Annotated in this window: 17 protein-coding genes and 1 riboswitch; of the genes, 7 read left to right on the forward strand and 10 right to left on the reverse strand. The window is 73.7% G+C overall.

Translation table 11 applies throughout. The features are described 5' to 3' along the window. The first annotated feature begins 1 nt into the window (after nt 1). Both ACFZBU_RS08050 and ACFZBU_RS08055 read left to right on the forward strand, forming a co-directional pair. Nucleotides 2-1,405: a DUF58 domain-containing protein gene (locus ACFZBU_RS08050; RefSeq protein ID WP_391582643.1), complete on the forward strand. Its 1,404-nt coding sequence runs from the start codon at nt 2-4 to the stop codon at nt 1,403-1,405. Continuing rightward, the gene (locus ACFZBU_RS08055; protein ID WP_391582644.1) at nt 1,402-3,834 is read left to right on the forward strand and encodes a transglutaminaseTgpA domain-containing protein; all 2,433 of its coding nucleotides are present in this window, start codon (nt 1,402-1,404) and stop codon (nt 3,832-3,834) included. The genes ACFZBU_RS08050 and ACFZBU_RS08055 overlap by 4 nt, the downstream gene beginning before the upstream one ends. 193 nt (nt 3,835-4,027) lie before the next feature. Here ACFZBU_RS08055 and ACFZBU_RS08060 read toward each other — a convergent pair whose 3' ends face one another. From ACFZBU_RS08060 to ACFZBU_RS08080, 5 genes are all read right to left on the reverse strand, one after another. Beyond that, on the reverse strand, nt 4,028-4,420 hold the full coding sequence (locus tag ACFZBU_RS08060; protein WP_026218737.1) for a DUF3040 domain-containing protein: 393 nt from the start codon (nt 4,418-4,420) through the stop codon (nt 4,028-4,030). Between the two features lie 280 nt (nt 4,421-4,700). Continuing rightward, the gene (dinB, locus tag ACFZBU_RS08065; protein ID WP_391582645.1) at nt 4,701-5,909 is read right to left on the reverse strand and encodes a DNA polymerase IV; all 1,209 of its coding nucleotides are present in this window, start codon (nt 5,907-5,909) and stop codon (nt 4,701-4,703) included. 39 nt (nt 5,910-5,948) lie between these two features. Next, nucleotides 5,949-6,707, reverse strand: a complete 759-nt coding sequence (locus ACFZBU_RS08070) for a methyltransferase domain-containing protein (protein WP_391582646.1) — start codon at nt 6,705-6,707, stop codon at nt 5,949-5,951. A gap of 306 nt (nt 6,708-7,013) precedes the next feature. Continuing rightward, nucleotides 7,014-7,523, reverse strand: coding sequence for an SAV_6107 family HEPN domain-containing protein (locus ACFZBU_RS08075; RefSeq protein WP_391582647.1), 510 nt, complete (start codon nt 7,521-7,523; stop codon nt 7,014-7,016). A 12-nt stretch (nt 7,524-7,535) separates the two neighbouring features. Further along, a complete protein-coding gene (locus ACFZBU_RS08080; protein ID WP_355534641.1) occupies nt 7,536-7,823 on the reverse strand; it encodes a DUF6504 family protein in 288 nt (95 codons plus the stop codon). 327 nt (nt 7,824-8,150) lie between these two features. Here ACFZBU_RS08080 and ACFZBU_RS08085 point away from each other — a divergent pair, with 327 nt between their 5' ends. Next, nucleotides 8,151-9,017: a 1-aminocyclopropane-1-carboxylate deaminase/D-cysteine desulfhydrase gene (locus ACFZBU_RS08085; RefSeq protein WP_391582648.1), complete on the forward strand. Its 867-nt coding sequence runs from the start codon at nt 8,151-8,153 to the stop codon at nt 9,015-9,017. Nucleotides 9,018-9,583: 566 nt separating this feature from the next. After that, entirely contained in the window at nt 9,584-11,077 is a 1,494-nt protein-coding gene (locus tag ACFZBU_RS08090; protein ID WP_391582649.1) for a phytoene desaturase family protein, read from the forward strand. Nucleotides 11,078-11,162: 85 nt separating this feature from the next. Here ACFZBU_RS08090 and ACFZBU_RS08095 read toward each other — a convergent pair whose 3' ends face one another. Together ACFZBU_RS08095 and metF are read right to left on the reverse strand one after the other, a co-directional pair. Then, the gene (locus ACFZBU_RS08095) at nt 11,163-11,456 is read right to left on the reverse strand and encodes a hypothetical protein (protein ID WP_391582650.1); all 294 of its coding nucleotides are present in this window, start codon (nt 11,454-11,456) and stop codon (nt 11,163-11,165) included. A gap of 72 nt (nt 11,457-11,528) precedes the next feature. After that, on the reverse strand, nt 11,529-12,494 hold the full coding sequence (metF, locus tag ACFZBU_RS08100; protein ID WP_391582651.1) for a methylenetetrahydrofolate reductase [NAD(P)H]: 966 nt from the start codon (nt 12,492-12,494) through the stop codon (nt 11,529-11,531). A 144-nt stretch (nt 12,495-12,638) separates the two neighbouring features. Here metF and ACFZBU_RS08105 point away from each other — a divergent pair, with 144 nt between their 5' ends. Beyond that, complete coding sequence (locus tag ACFZBU_RS08105) at nt 12,639-13,730, forward strand: polyprenyl synthetase family protein (RefSeq protein WP_391582652.1); 1,092 nt, start codon at nt 12,639-12,641, stop codon at nt 13,728-13,730. A gap of 667 nt (nt 13,731-14,397) precedes the next feature. Here the strand turns inward: ACFZBU_RS08105 and thiE are convergent. The 3 genes from thiE to ACFZBU_RS08120 all read right to left on the reverse strand — a co-directional run bounded on the left by thiE (nt 14,398) and on the right by ACFZBU_RS08120 (nt 16,671). Beyond that, nucleotides 14,398-15,042, reverse strand: a complete 645-nt coding sequence (gene thiE / locus ACFZBU_RS08110) for a thiamine phosphate synthase (RefSeq protein WP_391582653.1) — start codon at nt 15,040-15,042, stop codon at nt 14,398-14,400. A 10-nt stretch (nt 15,043-15,052) separates the two neighbouring features. Continuing rightward, entirely contained in the window at nt 15,053-15,418 is a 366-nt protein-coding gene (locus tag ACFZBU_RS08115) for an Rv2175c family DNA-binding protein (RefSeq protein WP_391582654.1), read from the reverse strand. A 68-nt stretch (nt 15,419-15,486) separates the two neighbouring features. After that, nucleotides 15,487-16,671: an NAD(P)/FAD-dependent oxidoreductase gene (locus tag ACFZBU_RS08120; RefSeq protein ID WP_391582655.1), complete on the reverse strand. Its 1,185-nt coding sequence runs from the start codon at nt 16,669-16,671 to the stop codon at nt 15,487-15,489. Between the two features lie 116 nt (nt 16,672-16,787). Further along, nucleotides 16,788-16,899: riboswitch (TPP riboswitch) on the forward strand. Nucleotides 16,900-16,909: 10 nt separating this feature from the next. Here ACFZBU_RS08120 and thiO point away from each other — a divergent pair. Beyond that, nucleotides 16,910-18,073: a glycine oxidase ThiO gene (gene thiO / locus ACFZBU_RS08125; protein WP_391583069.1), complete on the forward strand. Its 1,164-nt coding sequence runs from the start codon at nt 16,910-16,912 to the stop codon at nt 18,071-18,073. After that, the gene (thiS, locus tag ACFZBU_RS08130; RefSeq protein ID WP_391582656.1) at nt 18,070-18,279 is read left to right on the forward strand and encodes a sulfur carrier protein ThiS; all 210 of its coding nucleotides are present in this window, start codon (nt 18,070-18,072) and stop codon (nt 18,277-18,279) included. The genes thiO and thiS overlap by 4 nt, the downstream gene beginning before the upstream one ends. Nucleotide 18,280: the final 1 nt, after the last annotated feature.

An 18,280-nucleotide genomic window follows, 5' to 3' on the forward strand; every position in this document is an offset into this window, starting at 1 on the left:
CGTGCGTACCGCCCTGTCCGGCCTGACGACGCGGGGGCGGTCCTTCCTCGCGGCGGGGGTCGCCGCGAGCATCTGCGCGGTGATCCTGGGCCAACGCGACCTGTTGCGGGTCGGTTTCCTGCTCACCGCGCTGCCCCTGGTGTCGGTGCTGATCGTCGCCCGCACCCGGCACCTGGTCACCAGCGCCCGGGCGCTGGAGCCGCCCCGGGTGGCGGCCGGTCACGAGTCGCAGGTACGGCTGCGCGTGGACAACGTCTCGCGCATCCCCACCGGTCTGCTGATGCTGGAGGACCACGTGCCGTACGTGCTCGGCTCGCGGCCCCGGTTCGTGCTCGACCGGATCGAGCCGCACGGCAGCCGGCACGTGTCCTACCGGGTCCGCTCGGACCTGCGCGGCCGCTTCCCGGTCGGGCCGCTGCGGCTGCGGATGGCCGACCCGTTCGGGATGTGCGAGTTGACCCGTTCCTTCGCCGCGCGGGACACCCTGGTGGTCACCCCGGCGGTGCAGCCGCTGCCCGCGGTGGACCTGGGCGGCGAGTGGACCGGATACGGCGACAGCCACGCCCGCAACGTGTCCGCGTCCGGCGAGGAGGACGTGGTCCCGCGCGAGTACCGACACGGCGACGACGTGCGCCGGGTGCACTGGCGCTCCACGGCCCGCCGCGGCGAACTCATGGTGCGCCGTGAGGAGCAGGCCTGGCAGAACCGGGCCACCGTACTGATCGACACCCGCGAGGGTGTGCACGTGGGCGACGGGCCGGCGTCGTCCTTCGAGTGGGTCGTCTCGGCCGCCGCCTCGGTGGGTGTGCATCTGTGCCGCCGCGGCTACACCACCCGGCTGCTCGACTCCGAGGGCGACGCACTGGCCGGTGACCTGGAGGGGATCCGGGCCGCGCCCGGCGACCTGGAGGGTTTCCTGCTGGATGCGTTGGCCGTGGTGGAGACCGTGCCGGTGGCCGCGCTCGACCGGGCCGAACCCGCGCTGCGCGACCCGAACGGCGGCGGCCTGACCGTCGCCGTGCTCGGTGCGCTGACCGAGGACGACGTCAAGCGGCTGGGCCGGGCCCGGCACCGCTCCGGCCGCGGGGTCGCGGTCGTGCTGGACGTGAGCACGTGGGGCCGGGTGCCCGGCGCGCTGCCGCACGACAGCGCGGTGGCCCTGCTGCGTCAGGCCGGCTGGCGGGTGTTGTCGGCCCGGGCCGGTTCGCGGTTGTCCGAACTGTGGCGCTCGGCCGGCCGGGTGGGCGACCCCGCCGCCGCGGGTTCGGTGTCCTTCGCCGGCACCTCGCGCGCGAGTGCTCCCGCCGCACCCGCGGCGAACACCGCCTCCTCGACCCCGCCGCCGCGCCCGCGCTCGGCGCCCACGGTCGGGGGCGGCACCGTCGATGGAGGGGGAAGGTCATGACCGGTCGGCTGCGCCTGGCCCTGGTCGCGGGACTCGCGACCGCGCTGACGTCGTCCTCGCTGCTCCCGCTGGTCGACTCGGGCGGCTGGATCGCCCAGGGCCTGGGCGCGATCCTGCTGGTCGCCCTGGTCGGCGAGGGCGCCCGACGCATCCGGGTACCACGCCCGATCGTGGGCCTGTGCCAACTCGCCGCCCTGGTGCCCTACCTGCTGCTGGTCTGCGTACCGGACGCCAGCGGCCCGATCCCCACGCCGAGCAGCATCGACGCGTTCGTGAACCTGCTGCGGGTGGGCGGACAGGACATCCGCGAGTTCACCACCCCCGCACCCGCCTCACCCGGGATCGTCGCGATCCTGCTGTTGGTGATGGGCGGCATGGCCGTGCTCGTGGACATGATCGCGGTCACCTACGCCCAGGCCGCTCCGGCGGGCCTGCCGCTGCTCGCGCTCTACAGCGTGCCCGCGGCGCTGTCCCGGTCCGGACTGGGCTGGGCGATCTTCCTGATCGCGGCGCTGGCCTACGTGCTGCTGCTGCTCGCGGAGGGCCGGGAGCGCCTGCTGCGCTGGGGCCGCCCGCTGACCCCGCCGATGCCGCCCGGCTACCCGCCGCTGCGCCAGTACCGCCCACCCGCACGCGGCGGCGGCCGGATCGGCCTGACCGCCCTCGCGGTGGCCGTGGCGGTCCCGGCGCTGATCCCGCTCAGTGCCAACCGCCTGATCGACAAGAACGACAACGGCCCCAAATCGCACCGGCTGACCACGATCAACCCCGTGGTCAAGCTCTCCGACGAGTTGAACCGGGCGGAGAACGTCGAGTTGATGCGCTACCGCACCAACGCGGCCACGCCGGGCTCGATCTACCTGCGGATCTCCTCGCTGGACCGGTTCGACGGCCGCACCTGGCAACCCTCGGAGCGGCAACTGACCGACGTGCCGCGCGAGTTTCCCAAGCCTGCGGGACTGGACGCGGCGGTGCGCACCACCGAGGTGACCACCCGGATCGAGGCCAACAACAGCTACCGGCAGGGTTCGCTGCCGATGCCCTACCCGGCCTCGCAGGTCCAGGTGAAGGGCAATTGGCGGTTCGAGCCCGAGGGACGGCTGCTGCTCGGCGACAACAAGCAGGACACCCGCAGCCTGGGCTGGACGGTGACCAGCCTCGACGTCGAGCCGACCCCGGCCCAGCTCAAGGCCGCCGCACCGCCGCCGCCCTCGCTCGCGCCGTACGTGTCGCTGCCGCTGCCGACCGACATGGTGAACCGGATCCGCCAGCAGGCACTGCGGATCGGCGGGAACGGCACCTCCTACGACCGGGCCCGCAATCTGGAGGAGTGGTTCGCCCGGTCCAACCAGTTCCGCTACGACACCAAGGTCCCGCAGGGCAACGGCGCCTCCGCCCTGGAGAACTTCCTGGAGCAGAAGGTCGGCTACTGCGAACAGTTTTCGTCGGCGATGGCGGTGATGGCCCGCACCCTGGGCATCCCGGCCCGGGTCGCGGTCGGCTTCATCCCCGGCACCCTGCAGACCGACCTGACCTACAAGGTCAGCAGCCACGACGCACACGCGTGGCCGGAGCTGTACTTCTCCGGAGCGGGCTGGATCCGGTTCGAGCCGACCCCCTCGCGGGGCAACTCGCCCTCCTACGCGCAACAGGACATCGCACCGGTCGTGCCGTCCGCATCGGCGGGCAGCGCGGGCGAACTGCCCACGAAGCAGCCGCAGACCGCACCGAGCGCGGCGCCCTCGGTGTCCGCGAGCACCGCGCCGGTCACCGCCGGCGGCTCCTCGGACGGGCCCTGGCTCTCCGGCCGGGCGCTGCTGATCGGCTCCGGGATCGCGCTGTTCGTGCTGCTCGCGGCGGCACCGATGTTGACCCGGGGCCGGGTCAGGGCCCGCCGCCTGGCCGCGCTGACCCGAAACGTGGCGGCGGATGGTGCGGACGAACCCGGCGACCGGGCCGGGCCGGTGCTCGGCGGCTGGACCGAGGTCCTGGACACCGCCCGCGACCTGGGGCATCCGGCGCCGGACGCGGAGACCCCGCGGCAGGCGACCGAACGGCTGCTGCGGGTGCTCTCCGAACGGCCCGGGGCGGCGGACGGCGACGCCGCGCACCCGGAGTCCGCCGCCCTGCTCGCGGCCCGCGAGGCACTGCCGCGCATCGCCCTGGCCACCGAGCGGTTGTTGTACGCCCAGACCCCGCCGACCCGGGAACCGGGCCTGGGCGAGGACGTACGGGCGGTCCGCACGGGCCTGCTCGCCCAGGCCGGTCGCGGCCGGCGCCTGCGCGCCACGCTGCTCCCGTCGTCGCTGCGCCGCCGGGGCCGACCGAGCCCGGCCGAGCGCCGATACGCGTTCGTCGAGCGATTCCGACCGCGCCGGCGCCGGAGCGACGGCCCCGGGCCCACCGCGAAGCCGGTCGACATCGGCTGAGCGCGACGGCGCGAAACGCCGAAACGCCGGTGGCGGTGACTCCCGAGATCCTCGGAAGTCACCGCCACCGGCGTTCGTACGTACACCCGGTCGACTCACCCGGCCGGTCGGACATGTCGTGCCCGGGTCCGCCCGCGTCGGCCGGGCGGCGACGGGGTCTCCCCCGCCGTGTCGTCCGGATCACCCCGAAGGGTCAGCCGCCGTTTTCCTCGCGCCGACGGCGCCAGCGGTCCTCGATGCGGTTCATCACCTTGGCCTTGCGCCGGCGCGGTGCGCGCCCGGGAGCGCCGCCGCCTTCGCCCGCGTTGGCCGTCGCGGGTCCCCGGCGCCAGCCGGTGACCGCGAGGAGCGCCCCACCGAGCATCGCCAGAAAGCCGATGACGCTCACCCAGATCTGTTGGACCATCATGCCGGTCATCAACAGGACGATGCCGAGCAGGAATCCGAGGATTGCCTGAACGGTGCGTCGCCGAGTGTGCCGGCGCATACCGGCTGCTTCGAGCGCTGTCGCGAATTTGGGATCTTCGGCGTAGAGCGCTCGCTCCATCTGCTCAAGCATGCGCTGCTCGTGCTCTGAGAGCGGCACGGCGTCCTCCTTCGTCGGCCGCGACGCGACCTTGCGGCCCTTTCAGGATAGGCAGGTAATCGCTGTCGTGAAAGCCACCCTCGGCACGGGCTCGAAGCCTGCTCCAAGATGATGGGTCACCACGTCGATTCCCGCCCCTGTCGACACTCCTGCCCTGTCCGGCGCACGCTCATGTCCCCCGGTCAGGGCTTCGATGATATGCGGCCGGAGCGGGTTCGCGCTGAGGGGCGGGGCCGCGCGGGTCACGGCCGTGGGCCGGCCGCGGTCGGCGCGCTCGGTCTCAGCGCCCGGAACGCCCGCGCGACCGGGGCCCGGGGGTGAGCAGCGTGGCCGAGGTCAGCGCCGCGTCGCCGAACCGGCCGCGCACCGCGTCGGCCGCGCGTTCCGCCTCGCGCCGGCCCAGAACCCGTTCCCCCAGCGCCAGTTGGCGCGGGTAGACGCCGCCGACCAGGCCCTCCACCCGGATGCCCACCAGCCGCAGTCGGGCCCGTTCCAGACCCAGTGCGCCGTGCAACAGGCAGGCCACGCCGTAGATCTCGTGGCCCACGTCGGTGGCCTCGCGCAAGGTCCTGGCCCGGGTGAGGGTGCTGAAGTCGGCGAATCGGATCTTGATCGTGACGGTGCGCCCGGCCGCCTTCGCCCGCCGCAGCCGGGTCGCGGTGCGGTGGGCGAGGTCGAGCAGGGTGCGGCGGATCACATCCGGGTCGTCCACATCGGTGGGGAAAGTCTCCTCGGCACCGATACTGCGTTCGGGTTCCCAGGGGATCACCGGACGCCGGTCCCGACCCCACGCGAGTTCGTGCAGCCCGCGACCCGCGGCCGGGCCGAGCGCGCGGCTCAGCGTCTCGACCGAGGTGTGGGCGACATCGCCGATGGTGGCCAGGCCCAGATCGCTCAGCAGCGCACCGGTGCGTTCGCCGACGCCCCACAGTCGGTCCACCGGGAGCGGGTGCAGGAAGTCCACCACCTCCTCGGGGCGGATCACGCGCAGCCCGTCCGGTTTGGCCAGCGCGCCGGCCAGCTTGGCGGTGAACTTGTTGTCGGCGATCCCGACCGAGCAGGTGATGCCCTGCTCGTCGAGGATCCGGGCGCGGATGTGCTCGCCGACCGTCTCCGGCGGGCCGAGCCGGCGGGTGACGCCCGCCAGGTCCAGGAACGCCTCGTCCAGGGACAGCGGCTCCACCCGCGGGGTGATCGAGCGGAGCACCTCCATCACGCCGCCGGAGACCAGCCCGTAGTCGTCGTGGTCCGGCGCCAGGAACACCGCGTGCGGGGCGAGCCGGCGGGCCCGGGAGGTGGCCTGGCCGGCGTGTACGCCCAGCGCGCGCACGTCGTAGGTGGCGGAGAGCACCACCCCGCGCGGGCCGTGGCCGGCCACCACCAGGGGGGTGTTCCGCAGTTCGGGATTGCGGCGGATCTCGACGGACGCGTAGAAGGCGTCCATGTCCACGTGCATGATCGCCGGCGAGCCGGATCGGGCGGTACTCATCCGGCACCGCCCGTCCGAGGGCCCCGACCGGCGTGGAGGTCAGCCCGCCGGCTTGCTCGCGAGCAGGTGCAGTTGGGTGGCCAGGGCGCGGTACTCGGGCTGTTCGGCCGCGGCCCGCTCCAGGTCCAGCAGCGCGTCGAACGAATTCGGGTCGTCGACCAGGACGCCCGGGACCAGGTCGGCGAAGACCCGGATCGCGTGCACCGGGCCGGCCTCCAGGCCGGCCTTGGCGACCAGCTCGACGAGGTCGGCGACGGTGAACCGGCGCGGCAGCGGATCGGCCGGGCCGTAGCGCCCCTCGGGGTCGGCGAGCAGGTCGCGGGCCTGGTCGAAGTGCCCGGCGAGGGCACGGGCCAGGACCGCACCGGTGCGGTTGGCCGCGAGCAGGCTGAGCGTGCCGCCGGAGCGCAGGGCGCGGACGATGTGCGCGAGGTCGGCCGAGGGGTCGTCGACCACCTCCAGCACGCCGTGGCACAGCACCACGTCGGCGGCGTCCGGCTCGACCACGTCGAACAGGCCGTGCGTGTCGCCCTGGTAGGCCCGGACCAGGTCGGTGACGCCGGCCTCGGCGGCCCGGCGTTCGAACGCGGCGAGCGCGTCCGGGCTGGGATCGACGACGGTGACCCGGTGGCCGAGTCGGGCGATGGGCACGGCCAGGTTGCCGGTGCCGCCGCCGGCGTCGAGCACGTCGAGCACGCTCCGCCCGGCCGCCTCGACCCGTCGGTCCAACGCCTCGCGCAGCACCTGCCACACGACGGCCGTACGCATCGAGCTGCGCCTGCGCGTCTGGTCGGACACGGACACCCTCCTCCGGAACTGGTCGGGTTCCACCTTAGGGCGTTGTCGGGAGTCATCCCGCGCTCCCGGGGCCTGCGTGCCGGAGCCTGCGCGGAGGCTGCCTGGTGGGGCCGCCGGCCGGGCGCGGGTCGGCGTACGGGGAGATCTCGAAGCCGCTCGTGTGCACCGGGACCCGGCGCGTGCCGGGTGCGGGCGCGGTGGGGCCTGCCGCGGCCATCGGTTCGGGTACGGCCGGGTGCCCGGACGCGACGTGCAGGTGGGCGAACGGACGGTTCGATCGGCTCGGTCGGTTCATGGGTGGTGCGTTCAATCGACAGGAGGGGGTGGGGCCGGGATCGGGGGCAGTGCGAGCAGTCGCACCACCAGGCGGAAGAAGGTCTCCACGTCGCGGATCAGGTCGTCCGCCTCGCGGCCGGTGACCGCGCCGGGCAGTCCCGCCTCGGCGGCGGCACGCTTGCGAGCGCCGGATGCGAAGAAGGCCGCCCACTCGGTCAGCTCGGGCGCCACCTTCGGCAGCAGTTCCCAGGCGCTGCGCGGGGCCCGCCTGCGGCGATTCGCGCGCTCGTCCTCGGCCTGCGCCCGGGCGGCGAGCACGGCCGCCGCCACCCGCAATGCGGCCAGGTGAGCGGTGGCGTACCGCTCCGCGGCGTCGCGGTTGACGGCGGCCTCGGTGAGCCCGCGCCGGGCCTGGGTCAGCAGATCGAGCGCCCCGCGCGGGGCGGACGACCAGCGCACGGGCGCCCGTCGGATCGGCGGCGGTTCGGGTATGTGGGCGGACTGGTTCCAACTCGCGCTCGGGCTCGCACTCGCGCTCACACGGTCACCTCCTCAATCGGCGGTCCGCGCCAGCGTCCAGGTCCCGGCGCCGGCGTCCAGGCTGAGGTCGTACACACCCAACGGCGCGCTGCGGCCGGCTCCGGCCTCCACGCGCCACACCTCGCGCTCCCCCGTCGCCACGACGGCGGTCCGCGAGCGCGCGTGCTGCCACCACTCGCCGGTCTCCACCCAGTGACCGAGCACCTCCCGGACCACGTAGAGCCGGTCGTGCCACAGGAACCGCGCGGGGTCCCCACCACTGCGCAGCACCTCCACCGGATCGGTGTGCAGACGCGTCATACAGCTCCTCCTCTGCCGAGGCCGGGAGCCGCGATGCGCTTCCCCACGCACCGCAACCCCAGGCTGCCCATCCGCTTGCCCCGTGCCGTTCGAATCGAACTCTTCTCTCGAACAAAGGTTCGACCTCGTTTGCCAGTAAAGCTCTCTCCCCCACCCACGTCAACGTCATTGCCGCAGTCCCGGGCGAACCGGCGTGTTCGAGTGATGTTCGAGCATGTTCGAGTCGGCCGGCCCGGTCGTCGGGAGCGGTCGCTCCCCACGTGTTTCCACCGTGACAGGCGACACCGACACCATCGCGGGACCAACCGGACGTGCCACCCTTGTCCGGTGCGCCCACGTCTGCCCTCACCGCTGCACGAGCTGTGCGATCCCCGGCTGACCGCCCTCGGCCTGCGCCTCGCGCTCAAGCGGGACGACCTGATCCACCCCGAGGTGTCGGGCAACAAGTGGCGCAAGCTGAAGTACAACCTGACGGCGGCCCGCGAACAGGGGCAGCACACGCTGTTGACCTTCGGCGGCGCGTACTCCAACCACCTGCGGGCCACCGCCGCGGCCGGCCGCGCCATCGGGTCGGCCACGGTGGGCGTGGTGCGCGGCGAGGAGCTCGCCGACCGCCCGCTCAACCCGTCGCTCGCCTTCGCCGTCGAACACGGCATGCGGCTGGTGTTCGTGGACCGCGCGACCTACCGGGCCAAGCACACGCCGCAGGTGCTCGATCGGCTGCTCGCGGCGCACGGGCCCGCCTACGTGCTTCCGGAGGGCGGCAGCAACGAGGCCGCCGTGCGCGGCTGCGCGGAACTGCCCGCCGAGCTCGGCGACGACTTCGACGTGGTCTGCGTCGCCGCGGGCACCGGCGGCACGCTGGCCGGCATCGCGGCGGGCCTGCCGCCGGGGCGGCGCGCGATCGGCTTCGCGGCGCTCAAGGGCGGCTTCCTCGCCGACGAGGTGGCCGAGCTCCAGCGGCGCACATACGGCGCGCCCACCGACAACTGGCACGTGGAGCACGACTTCCACCACGGCGGCTACGCCCGCCGCGGCCCGGAGCTGGACACGTTCCTCGCCGACTTCGTGGCCCGGCACGACTTCGCGCCCGAACCGATCTACGTCGGCAAGATGTTGTTCGGCCTGTTCGCCCTCGCCGAGCGCGGCACGTTCGCCCCGGGCACCCGGCTGATCGCGGTGGTCACCGGCTGACGGCGGTCGTCGCCGGCCGATGGCGGTGGCGGTGGCGGCCGATGGCTGTGGTCGCCGGCCGATCCGACCTCTGGCGGGTCGTCGGCCGACCCCGTCCCGAAGGCGCCGGCTCCGCCGTCCCATCGGCAGAGCCGGCCCCGAACGACCCGCCGCCCCCCGGCCGGCCGGTCGTTCCCATCGGGACCGGCGCCCCCCGCGCCGATCCCGATGTCGTCACGCCCCGCCGTTCCCCCCGAACGGCGCTCCCCCGAGACTTCCGTGGGCGTTTCCCCGTGCCGACCACTCTGCCGGTCGGCCCGGGGCTGGAACATCCGTACAGGTACTCAGAAGCGGGCCCGGGTATCGGCGCCCATATCCGTGTTCATCACGATTTCCGACCCGGGTCGCATTCGATAAAAGAAATTTTCCTCGCGCGTACAACCCTCTGCCCGGGTCGCGAGTCTTATCAATCGTGACCCGCTGGGGGGTGGGCCCGTGGACCGTGGGGAGCGGTCGCGGGAAGGTGAGGGGGATCAGGCCCGGGGGGCGGGCCTGATCCCCCTCACCTGCATATACGCTGTGCCACCGTGGCTCGCATCGTGGTTGTCGGCGCAGGTATGGGTGGATTGGCGGTGGCCGCTCGGCTGGCCACGCTTCGGCACGAGGTGACGATCTGCGAACGGTCCTCCTCGACCGGCGGGGCGTCCGGGTCGATCGTCCGGGACGGCTTCACCTTCACCACCGGCCCGGGGCTGCTCACCTTGCCGGCCGTCTACCGCGACCTGTTCCTCAAGACCGGCGCCGCGATCGAGGACGTCGTGGACCTGGTCCCGATCGCCACTCCCACCCGGGAGTCCTTCGCCGCCGCGGGCGGGCCGCGCACCGTCGTCGACATCCCCAACGCGTCCCGGTCCGGGACGCACGACGCGTTCGAGTCCGGCTTCGGGCCCGGGGCGGGCGACGACTGGCAGCGACTGCTGCACCGGGCAGGCGAGATGTGGGGCATCACCCGCAAGACCTTCTTCGAGGCACCGCTCCTGGCCGACCCGGCCGGGCGGGCCGAACGGCTGCGCAGTGCGGGCGGTCGGGCCGACCTGCGTACCACCGCGCCCTGGCGCTCGCTGCGCTCGCTCGGCCGGGCCCACCTGAGCGACCCCCGGCTGCGCGCCCACCTCGAACGCTTCGCCGTCGAGGCCGGCTGTCACCCCGGCAAGGCGCCCGCGACGCTGGCCACACTGCCGTACCTGGAGGAGACCTTCGGGGTGTGGTGGGTACGCGGTGGCCTGCACCGGATGACCGAGGCGCTGCACGCCCGCTGTGTGCAGCGGAAGGTGAAGGTGCGCACCGACACCGAGGTGAGCACGATCGAACGCGCGGGCGGCCGGGTGTCCGGGGTGCTGCTCGCCGACGGCGGCCGACTCGATGCCGACATCGTGATCACCGACCTGCCGGTCGATCCCGGGACCGCCGGGCTGCTGCCGGGCCCGGGCCCGAAGGCTCCCGGGGCGGGTCGGGTGCCGGCCTCCTCGGCGACGCTCGAACTGCATCTCGCGCTGCGCGGTCGCACCCCCGGGACGCCGCACCGCACCTACCTGTTCGCGGACGACCCCGGGCGCGAGCCGGACGCGCTGTTCGCCGACCGCGCGACCCCGCCGAGCGATCCCACGCTGTGCGTACTGGCTCCCGACGACGAGGCGTCGGCCCCCGAGGGGCACAGCGCGTGGACGGTACAGCTGCGCGTGCCCCGACAGGGCCCGGTGGACTGGGACTCGGCCGCCGTCCGGGACGGCTACTCGGCGACCGTGCTCGACCTGCTGACCCGCCGCGGCCTGGACGTGCGCGAGCGGGTGCTGTGGTCGATCCTGCGCACCCCCGCCGACCTGGCCGGGCAGACCGGTGCCCCGGGCGGCGCGGTGCCGGGCGCGGGTGCCGACGGTCCGCGCAACGCGCCGCGCCGGGTGCCGAACCGGTCGGCCGTACCGGGCCTGTTCTCGGTCGGCGCGAGCGCCCACCCGGGCGGCGGCCTGACCCGGGTCGGCATGTCCGCGGCACTGGTGGCGGAGCTGATCGGGCGCGCGTAGGGCGTGTCCGGCGGATCTTGCCGGGGCCGCGCCGGAGGAACGGCCGAAGGACCGCTCGGCGGCCCGGGTCCGATCCGGGGCGTCCTCAGCGGGCCTTGGCCCGGCGGCCCTTCGGGCGACGGCCGCTGACCGTCCAGCCGTGGTGGAAGCCCTTGCGCACGTAGCGCGTGGTCAGGAACTGGCCGACCGCGAAGCAGAACACGCCGATGCCGACCAGCACCGGGTTCTTGATGCCCACGCCCACGGCCACGCCGACGAAGCCGACGAAGGCGAGCACGCGGTAGCGAAACGGCGCGCCGTGCTGCCACAGCGCCTCGGTCAGCAACCACAGCCCGATCGGCACGAACAGGATGTAGAGCACCACCAGGCCGATCTGCACGGGTCGATCCCTTCGTTACCGGCGCGTTGCCTCACCCTAGAGGGTGAACCGGTCGTCGGGGGGTGTGCCGGATCAGCCGGCTTGACCCAATCCCTCGCCCGCGGCCGCGCCCGAGCCGTCGCCCGATCGTTCGTGCAGTCCGAGGTTCTGGTAGATCTCGGTGGTCGCCGTGGACCGGTTGAGGGTGATGAAGTGCAGCCCAGGCGCCCCCTCGGCAAGCAGCCGCTCGGACATCCGGGTCGCGAACTCCACCCCGATCGCGCGCACCGCCGCCCGGTCGTCACCGGCCGCCTCGACCGCCGCCGCCAGGTCGGCCGGTACCGAGCAGCCGCTCAGCTCGTCCGCCCGCACCAGCGTGGTCGGGCTGGTGACCGGCATCACCTCGGGGATGATCGGGATGTCGCACCCGGCCGCCGCGACCCGGTCGCGCAGCCGCAGGTAGTCCTCGACCCGGAAGAACATCTGGGTGATCGCGTAGTCGGCACCCGCGCGGCACTTGGCCACGAAGTGCCGGATGTCCTCGTCCCAGCCGGTCGAGCGCGGGTGCATCTCCGGGAACGCGGCGACGCCGACGCAGAAGTCGCCGGACGCGCGCAGCAGTTCGACCAGCTCGACCGCGTACGTGAAGCCGTCCGGGTGGGCGACCCACTCGCCCTTCACATCACCCGGCGGGTCACCGCGCAGCGCGAGCACGTTGCGCACGCCGGCGTCGGCGTACTGCCCGATGATGTTGCGCAGCTCGGCGCGCGAGTGCCCGACCGCAGTGAGGTGCCCCACCGGGGTGAGCGTGGTCTCGGTGGCGATCCGCTCGGTGGTGTCCACGGTCATGCCCCGGCTGGAGCCGCCCGCGCCGTAGGTGACCGAGACGAAGGTCGGCGCCAGCGCCTCGACCCGACGGATGGCGTCCCACAGCGTGCGGGTGCCCTGCTCCGTCCGGGGTGGCATGAACTCGAACGAGAACGACCGGCTGCCGTTCGCGAGCAGATCGCGAATGGCCGGGGTTCGACTGATGCGAGTGGATGCGGCACCGAGAGACATGCAGGCAGGCTATCGGGCGGTCGCGCCCGCGAGAACGATTTCCCACAGGGCGAGACGGCCGGGCTGCTCGGGATGGCCGCGCGGGCCGCAAGTTAGGCTTCCCCGTATTTCCTCATCGTTTCATCGCCCTCGACGGAAGACTCCATGGCTGCCGATTCCTTCCCCGTACACCCCCTGGACCGGGACGGCCTGCGGCAGCGCATCAATGCCGCGCTCGGCGAGTTCATGGACCGTCAGGCCGAGGTGCTCGCCGAGGTGGGCGAGGGCATGGTCCCGGTCACCGAGGCACTGAACGACTTCGTGCTCGACGGCGGCAAGCGGCTGCGGCCGGGCTTCTGCTACTGGGGATGGCGTGGCATCGCGGGTCCGGCGGCACCGGACGAGGCGATCGTACGGGCGGCCACCGCGCTGGAGCTGCTCCAGGCCAGCGCCCTGATCCACGACGACCTGATGGACAGCAGCGACACCCGGCGCGGCAAGCCCGCCGTGCACCGGCGGTTCGAGGGCCTGCACGGGGCGAACGGCTGGGTCGGTTCGGGCGAGTCGTTCGGCTCCGCGGCGGCGATCCTGCTCGGCGACCTGTGTCTGTCCTGGTGTGACGAGATGTTCGGCGCGAGCGGGGTGGACGACCGGGCGCTGCGGGCGGCCAAGCCGTTGTTCGACGTGATGCGCACCGAGGTGATGGCGGGCCAGTACCTCGACGTGCTGGAACAGGCGATGGGCGGCGGCTCGGTCGAGCGCTCACGGCGCGTGATGCGGTTCAAGTCCGCCAAGTACACGATCGAGCGCCCCCTGCACGTGGGTGCCGCGCTGGCCGGCGCCGACGAGGCCGCGCTGGCCGCCTACTCCGCCTACGGGCTGCCGCTCGGTGAGGCGTTCCAGCTGCGTGACGACGTGCTCGGGGTCTTCGGCGATCCCGAACGGACCGGCAAGCCGGCCGGGGACGACCTGCGGGAGGGCAAGCGCACCGTACTGCTCGCGCTCGCCGGCGAGCGGGCCTCGCGCGTCCAGGCCGAGGTGCTGGACACGCTGCTCGGGGATCCCGGACTGAGCGACATCGGCGTCAAGGAACTGCGCGTGGTGATCGAGGACACCGGCGCGCTCGCCGACGTCGAGACGATGATCACCGAGCTGACCGAGCGGGCCCTCGCGGCCCTGGCCGTCGCGCCGATCGCCGAGGACGCGCGCGAAGTGCTGCGCGAGTTGGCCGACGCCGCCACCGTGCGCAGCGTCTAGTCGGGCGGCCCGCGGCTCGGTGATGGTGAACGGTGCGGCCGGCACGAACCGGGGACGCTCCGACTCGGCCACCCGGCCCGGGGCGGGACGAGGGCCGTGCGTCGGGTCGGCGTGCGGCAGCGCCTGGGGCGGATTGCGGCCGACCAGGTAGATCCCGCCGATCATCGCGGCGAGCACGAGCAGCGGGAACAGCAGCGCACCGCCGCCGTCCGGCGTCGGGCTCGTACGCCCGGGTCGAGGCATCGGGCGTTCGGCGGCGGCGAACCGGGGGCCGGGGATCAGCGGCTCCGTCGCGGAGTGCGGCAGGTCGTGGTCGCGGGCATCCTCTGCGGACCCCGGACGGAGGCGAACGTCGGGCGTGTCCATCTCGGCAGTCTGGCCGCTCGCTCCGCCCGGTTCGGCCGTAAAGCGCCATTCGCGAGGCCAACCACCCGATCGGCCCACGGCGGCGACACCCGCCGCGTCGACCCGGCGGATCGTGGCCGGCCGCTTGAACACGGTCGTCGACGACCGTGCCCCCGACCGACGTGCCCGACCGGCCCGCACGGGACGCTCCGACCACGATCGGCACCTGCCGAGACCTCGGCCGGCCCGCCGCGGCCGGCGCGCGGCGCCGCGGTCGCGCCGGACCCCACGCCCGGTTTCCGGCCGATCGCCGGCGACCGGTTCAGCGTGCGGCGAGTCGCCGGACGAATTCCGCCGTCGCCTCGGCCGGGTCCGCGGCCTCGGTGATCGCGCGCACGACCACCACCCGCTCCGCGCCCGCGGCCAGCACCTCGTCGAGGTTGCCGAGGTCGATGCCGCCGATCGCGAACCACGGCCGGGTCGGGCGCAGCGCGGCGGTGTACCGGACCAGGTCCAGCCCCGGTGCGGGTCGGCCCGGCTTGGTCGGGGTCGGCCAGACCGGTCCGGTGCAGAAGTAGTCCACCCCCGGTTCGACGATCGCCGCGTCCACCTCGGCCTCGGCGTGCGTGGAGCGGCCGATCAGCACGTCGCCGCCGATGATCGCGCGCGCCGCCGGGACCGGCAGGTCGTCCTGGCCCAGGTGCAGCACGTCGGGGCCGATCGTGTGCGCGACGTCCGCGCGGTCGTTGACCGCGAGCAGCGTGCCGTGCCGGCGGCAGGCGTCCGCGAACACCTCCAGGTAGGCGAGTTCGAGGCGGGCCTCCAGGCCCTTCTGCCGCAACTGCACGATGTCCACGCCCGCGCCCAGCACCGCGTCCAGGAACGCGGGCAGGTCGCCCTGGCGCTCCCGGGCGTCGGTGCACAGGTACAGACGGGCGGCGGCCAACCGTTCCTGACGGCTCGTCATCCGCGCGGCCTCAGATCGCCAGGGCCTGGGCGCGGCGACGCACCTCGGTCATCCGGTTCTCCTGCAGCGCCTGCACCGGCGTGCCCGGGAGCGTGTCGTCCGGAGTGAACAGCCACTCCAGCGCCTCCTCGTCGGAGAAGCCCGAGTCCGCGAGCAGGGTCAGCGTGCCGACCAGGCCCTTGACGATGTTGCCGTCCTGGAAGAAGTCGGCGGGCACCTGGAGGGCCCGGTGCTCGCCGCGGCGCACGGCCAGGAACTTGCGCTCCTTGAGCTGCTGGCGGACCTTCAGGATGTCCACGCCGAGGATCTCGGCGATGTCGGGGAGTGTCACCCAGGCGGGGACGAGGGCTTCTGTTTTGGCGTCGATCTCGCTCACCCGGCCAGTTTAGGTTCCGCACCCGGTCCCGACCGCCGGCGCCCGGCGGTCGGCCGGGCGCCGGGCCGTCACAGCGCGACCGACTTGAGCGGGTTCTCCGGGTCGGCGAACCGCTCCCGGTCCACCGGGGTGCCCAGTTGCACGAGCTTGCGGCCCTGGGCCAGGTCGCGCGGTCGGGCGACGGCGAGCAGCGCCACCAGCCGGTCGCCGGCGAACCAGCCCGCGGTCCACTTGCCGTCCTCGTCCGCGCCCCGGAAGACCAGTTCGTCGCTCGCGCCGTGCCGGCCGACGTACTGGACCATGCGGCCGAACTGGTCGGACCAGAAGTAGGGGACCGGGTCGTACGCCTGGTCGCCGCCGAGCAGGTTGGTCACCAGCACGCGCGGCGCCTGGAGCGCGTTGTCCCAGTGTTCGACGTTCATCCGGGTGTCGTACCGGGCGGAGGGGAAGTCCACGCAGTCGCCGACGGCGTACACCCCGGGCATCGAGGTGGCCAGGTGGTCGTCCACCTCGACGAAGCCGCGCTCGTTGCGGACCACGCCGGAGTCGGCCAGCCACTCGGTGGCCGGGCGCACCCCGATGCCGACCACGATCGCGTCGGCGCGCAGTCGGCGGCCGTCGGTCAGGTGCACCGCGCCCGCCTCCAGGCGGTCCACCCTCGCGTCCAGCAGCAGTTCCACGCCCGCCTCGGCGTACCACGGCACGATCCGCTCGCCGATGGCGTCCGGGAAGGGCCCGGCGAGCGGGGTGTGCAGGGCCTCGACCACGGTGGTCGGGCAACCGGCGGCGGCCGCGGCGGTGGCCACCTCGGCGCCGATCCAGCCCGCGCCGACGATCACCACGTGGGCGCCGGGCACGAGTGCGGCGCGCAGTGCGCGGGCGTCGTCGATGGTGCGCAGCACGTGCACGCCGGGGACCTCGGCCGCGCCCGGCAGGTTCAGCACCCGCGAGCCGGTCGCGATCACCAGGCGGTCGAAGGCGATCGGCCCGGCGTCGGTGTCCACCGCGCCCGGGCGCAGTCCGGTCGCGGTCCGGCCGAACAGCACGTCGGTCTCCAGCGCGGCCCAGTCCGCCTCGAAGGACGTGTCGTCGGTCTTGCCGCCGAGCACCTCCTTCGACAGCGGCGGGCGGTCGTACGGCGCGTGCGCCTCGGCCCCGAGCAGGGTGACGCGACCGGTGTACCCCTGGTCCCGCAGCGCCACCACGGTTTGCAGGCCGGCCATGCCGGCACCCACGACGAGCACGTTGTCCATGCAGGGCACCCTATGACGCGGGCCGGCACCGCCGACGAGCAGGGTCTTGACTCAGTCAAGGACATCGTCGGCGCACACTCGGGCGCTCCCGGGCACCCGAAACCGGTGTCGTAGTGTGGAGAGGTCACGGGAGCCCGGTGAGACCGGGCTGAGAGGGGGGCTGCGAGCCCCCGACCGTCCGAACCTGATCCGGGTCATACCGGCGAAGGGAGTTCCCCTCACCATGTCGAGCCCCACCATGTCCGAGCACCCCACCGACGTCGTCGTGGTCGGCGCGGGCGTCGTCGGACTGTCCGTCGCGTGGCGTGCGCGCACCCGGTACGGCCTCGCCGTCACCGTCGTCGACCCGGCCCCGGGCAGGGGAGCCTCGCACGCCGCGGCCGGCATGCTCACCCCCGTCTCCGAACTCCAGTACGGCGAGGAGAGCCTGCTCCGGCTGAGCATCGAATCGGCCCGGCGCTACCCCGAGTTCGCCGCCGAACTGGCCGAGGCCGCGGACCTGCCCTCGGGCTACCGCGCCTGCGGCACGATCGCGGTCGCCCTGGACGCGGACGACCGGGCCGTGCTCAAGGACCTGCACGCCTACCAGCAGCGGCTGGGCCTGCAGTCGTCCTGGCTGACCAGCCGCGAGTGCCGTCGGCTCGAACCGATGTTGTCCCCCGCGATCACCGGCGGCCTGCACGTCGAGGACGACCACCAGATCGACAACCGCCGACTGGTCGCGGCGCTGCTCGCGGCCTGCGCGCGGGCCGGCGTCGTCTTCGTGCGCGAGAGCGTCGAACGCGTCCTGGTCGCCGCCGAGCGCGCGTACGGCGTGCGAACGGCGGGCGGACGCGACCTGATCGCCGATCAGGTGTTGCTCGCGGCGGGCTGCCGCTCGGCGCTGATCCCGGGCCTGCCGCCCGAGGTGGTCCCGCCGGTGCGGCCGGTCAAGGGCGAGATCCTGCGGCTGAAGGTGCCGCCGGCGCTGCTTCCGCTGCTGTCCCGCAACGTCCGGGGCGTGGTCAAGGGCGGCAGCATGTACCTGGTCCCGCGGGCGGACGGCGAACTGGTGATCGGCGCGACCGAACACGAACTCGGCCACGACACCGAGGTGACCGCGGGCGGCGTGTACGAACTCCTGCGCGACGCCCACGAACTCGTCCCCGGCATCACCGAACTGCCCCTGGTGGAGACGCTCGCCGGGCTGCGCCCCGGCAGCCCGGACAACGCGCCGATCCTGGGTCGCTCGGCGCTGCCCGGCCTGGTGGTGGCGACCGGCCACTACCGGCACGGCATCCTGCTCACCCCGATCACCGCCGACGCCGTCGCCGAGGTCCTCGCGCAGGGCACCACCCCCGAACTCGTCGCGCCCTTCGGGCCCGATCGGTTCGCGACCGCCGCCCGAAAGGTGATGGCATGAACGACATCGAGGTCTCCGTCAACGGCGACCGGCGCCGGGTCGCGACCGGTACCACCGTCGCCGAACTGGTGGCCACGCTGACCACCGCCGCCAAGGGCGTCGCGGTCGCGGTGGACGAGTCGGTGGTGCCGCGCGGGGCGTGGGCCGAGACCGTGCTCGACGCGGGCAGCCGCGTCGAGGTGCTGACCGCCGTCCAGGGAGGTTGAG

It is taken from the genome of Embleya sp. NPDC008237 (assembly GCF_042956465.1).
GTDB lineage: Bacteria > Actinomycetota > Actinomycetes > Streptomycetales > Streptomycetaceae > Embleya.

What these genes read in the sequence shown, in the direction of transcription:
- metF (WP_391582651.1), bottom strand. Translation starts at nt 12,494, where the DNA reads ATGTCTCTCGGTGCCGCATCCACTCGCATCAGTCGAACCCCGGCCATT.
- ACFZBU_RS08080 (WP_355534641.1), bottom strand. Translation starts at nt 7,823, where the DNA reads ATGACGCGTCTGCACACCGATCCGGTGGAGGTGCTGCGCAGTGGTGGG.
- dinB (WP_391582645.1), bottom strand. Translation starts at nt 5,909, where the DNA reads ATGAGTACCGCCCGATCCGGCTCGCCGGCGATCATGCACGTGGACATG.
- ACFZBU_RS08055 (WP_391582644.1), top strand. Translation starts at nt 1,402, where the DNA reads ATGACCGGTCGGCTGCGCCTGGCCCTGGTCGCGGGACTCGCGACCGCG.
- thiS (WP_391582656.1), top strand. Translation starts at nt 18,070, where the DNA reads ATGAACGACATCGAGGTCTCCGTCAACGGCGACCGGCGCCGGGTCGCG.
- thiE (WP_391582653.1), bottom strand. Translation starts at nt 15,042, where the DNA reads ATGACGAGCCGTCAGGAACGGTTGGCCGCCGCCCGTCTGTACCTGTGC.
- thiO (WP_391583069.1), top strand. Translation starts at nt 16,910, where the DNA reads ATGTCCGAGCACCCCACCGACGTCGTCGTGGTCGGCGCGGGCGTCGTC.
- ACFZBU_RS08120 (WP_391582655.1), bottom strand. Translation starts at nt 16,671, where the DNA reads ATGGACAACGTGCTCGTCGTGGGTGCCGGCATGGCCGGCCTGCAAACC.
- ACFZBU_RS08105 (WP_391582652.1), top strand. Translation starts at nt 12,639, where the DNA reads ATGGCTGCCGATTCCTTCCCCGTACACCCCCTGGACCGGGACGGCCTG.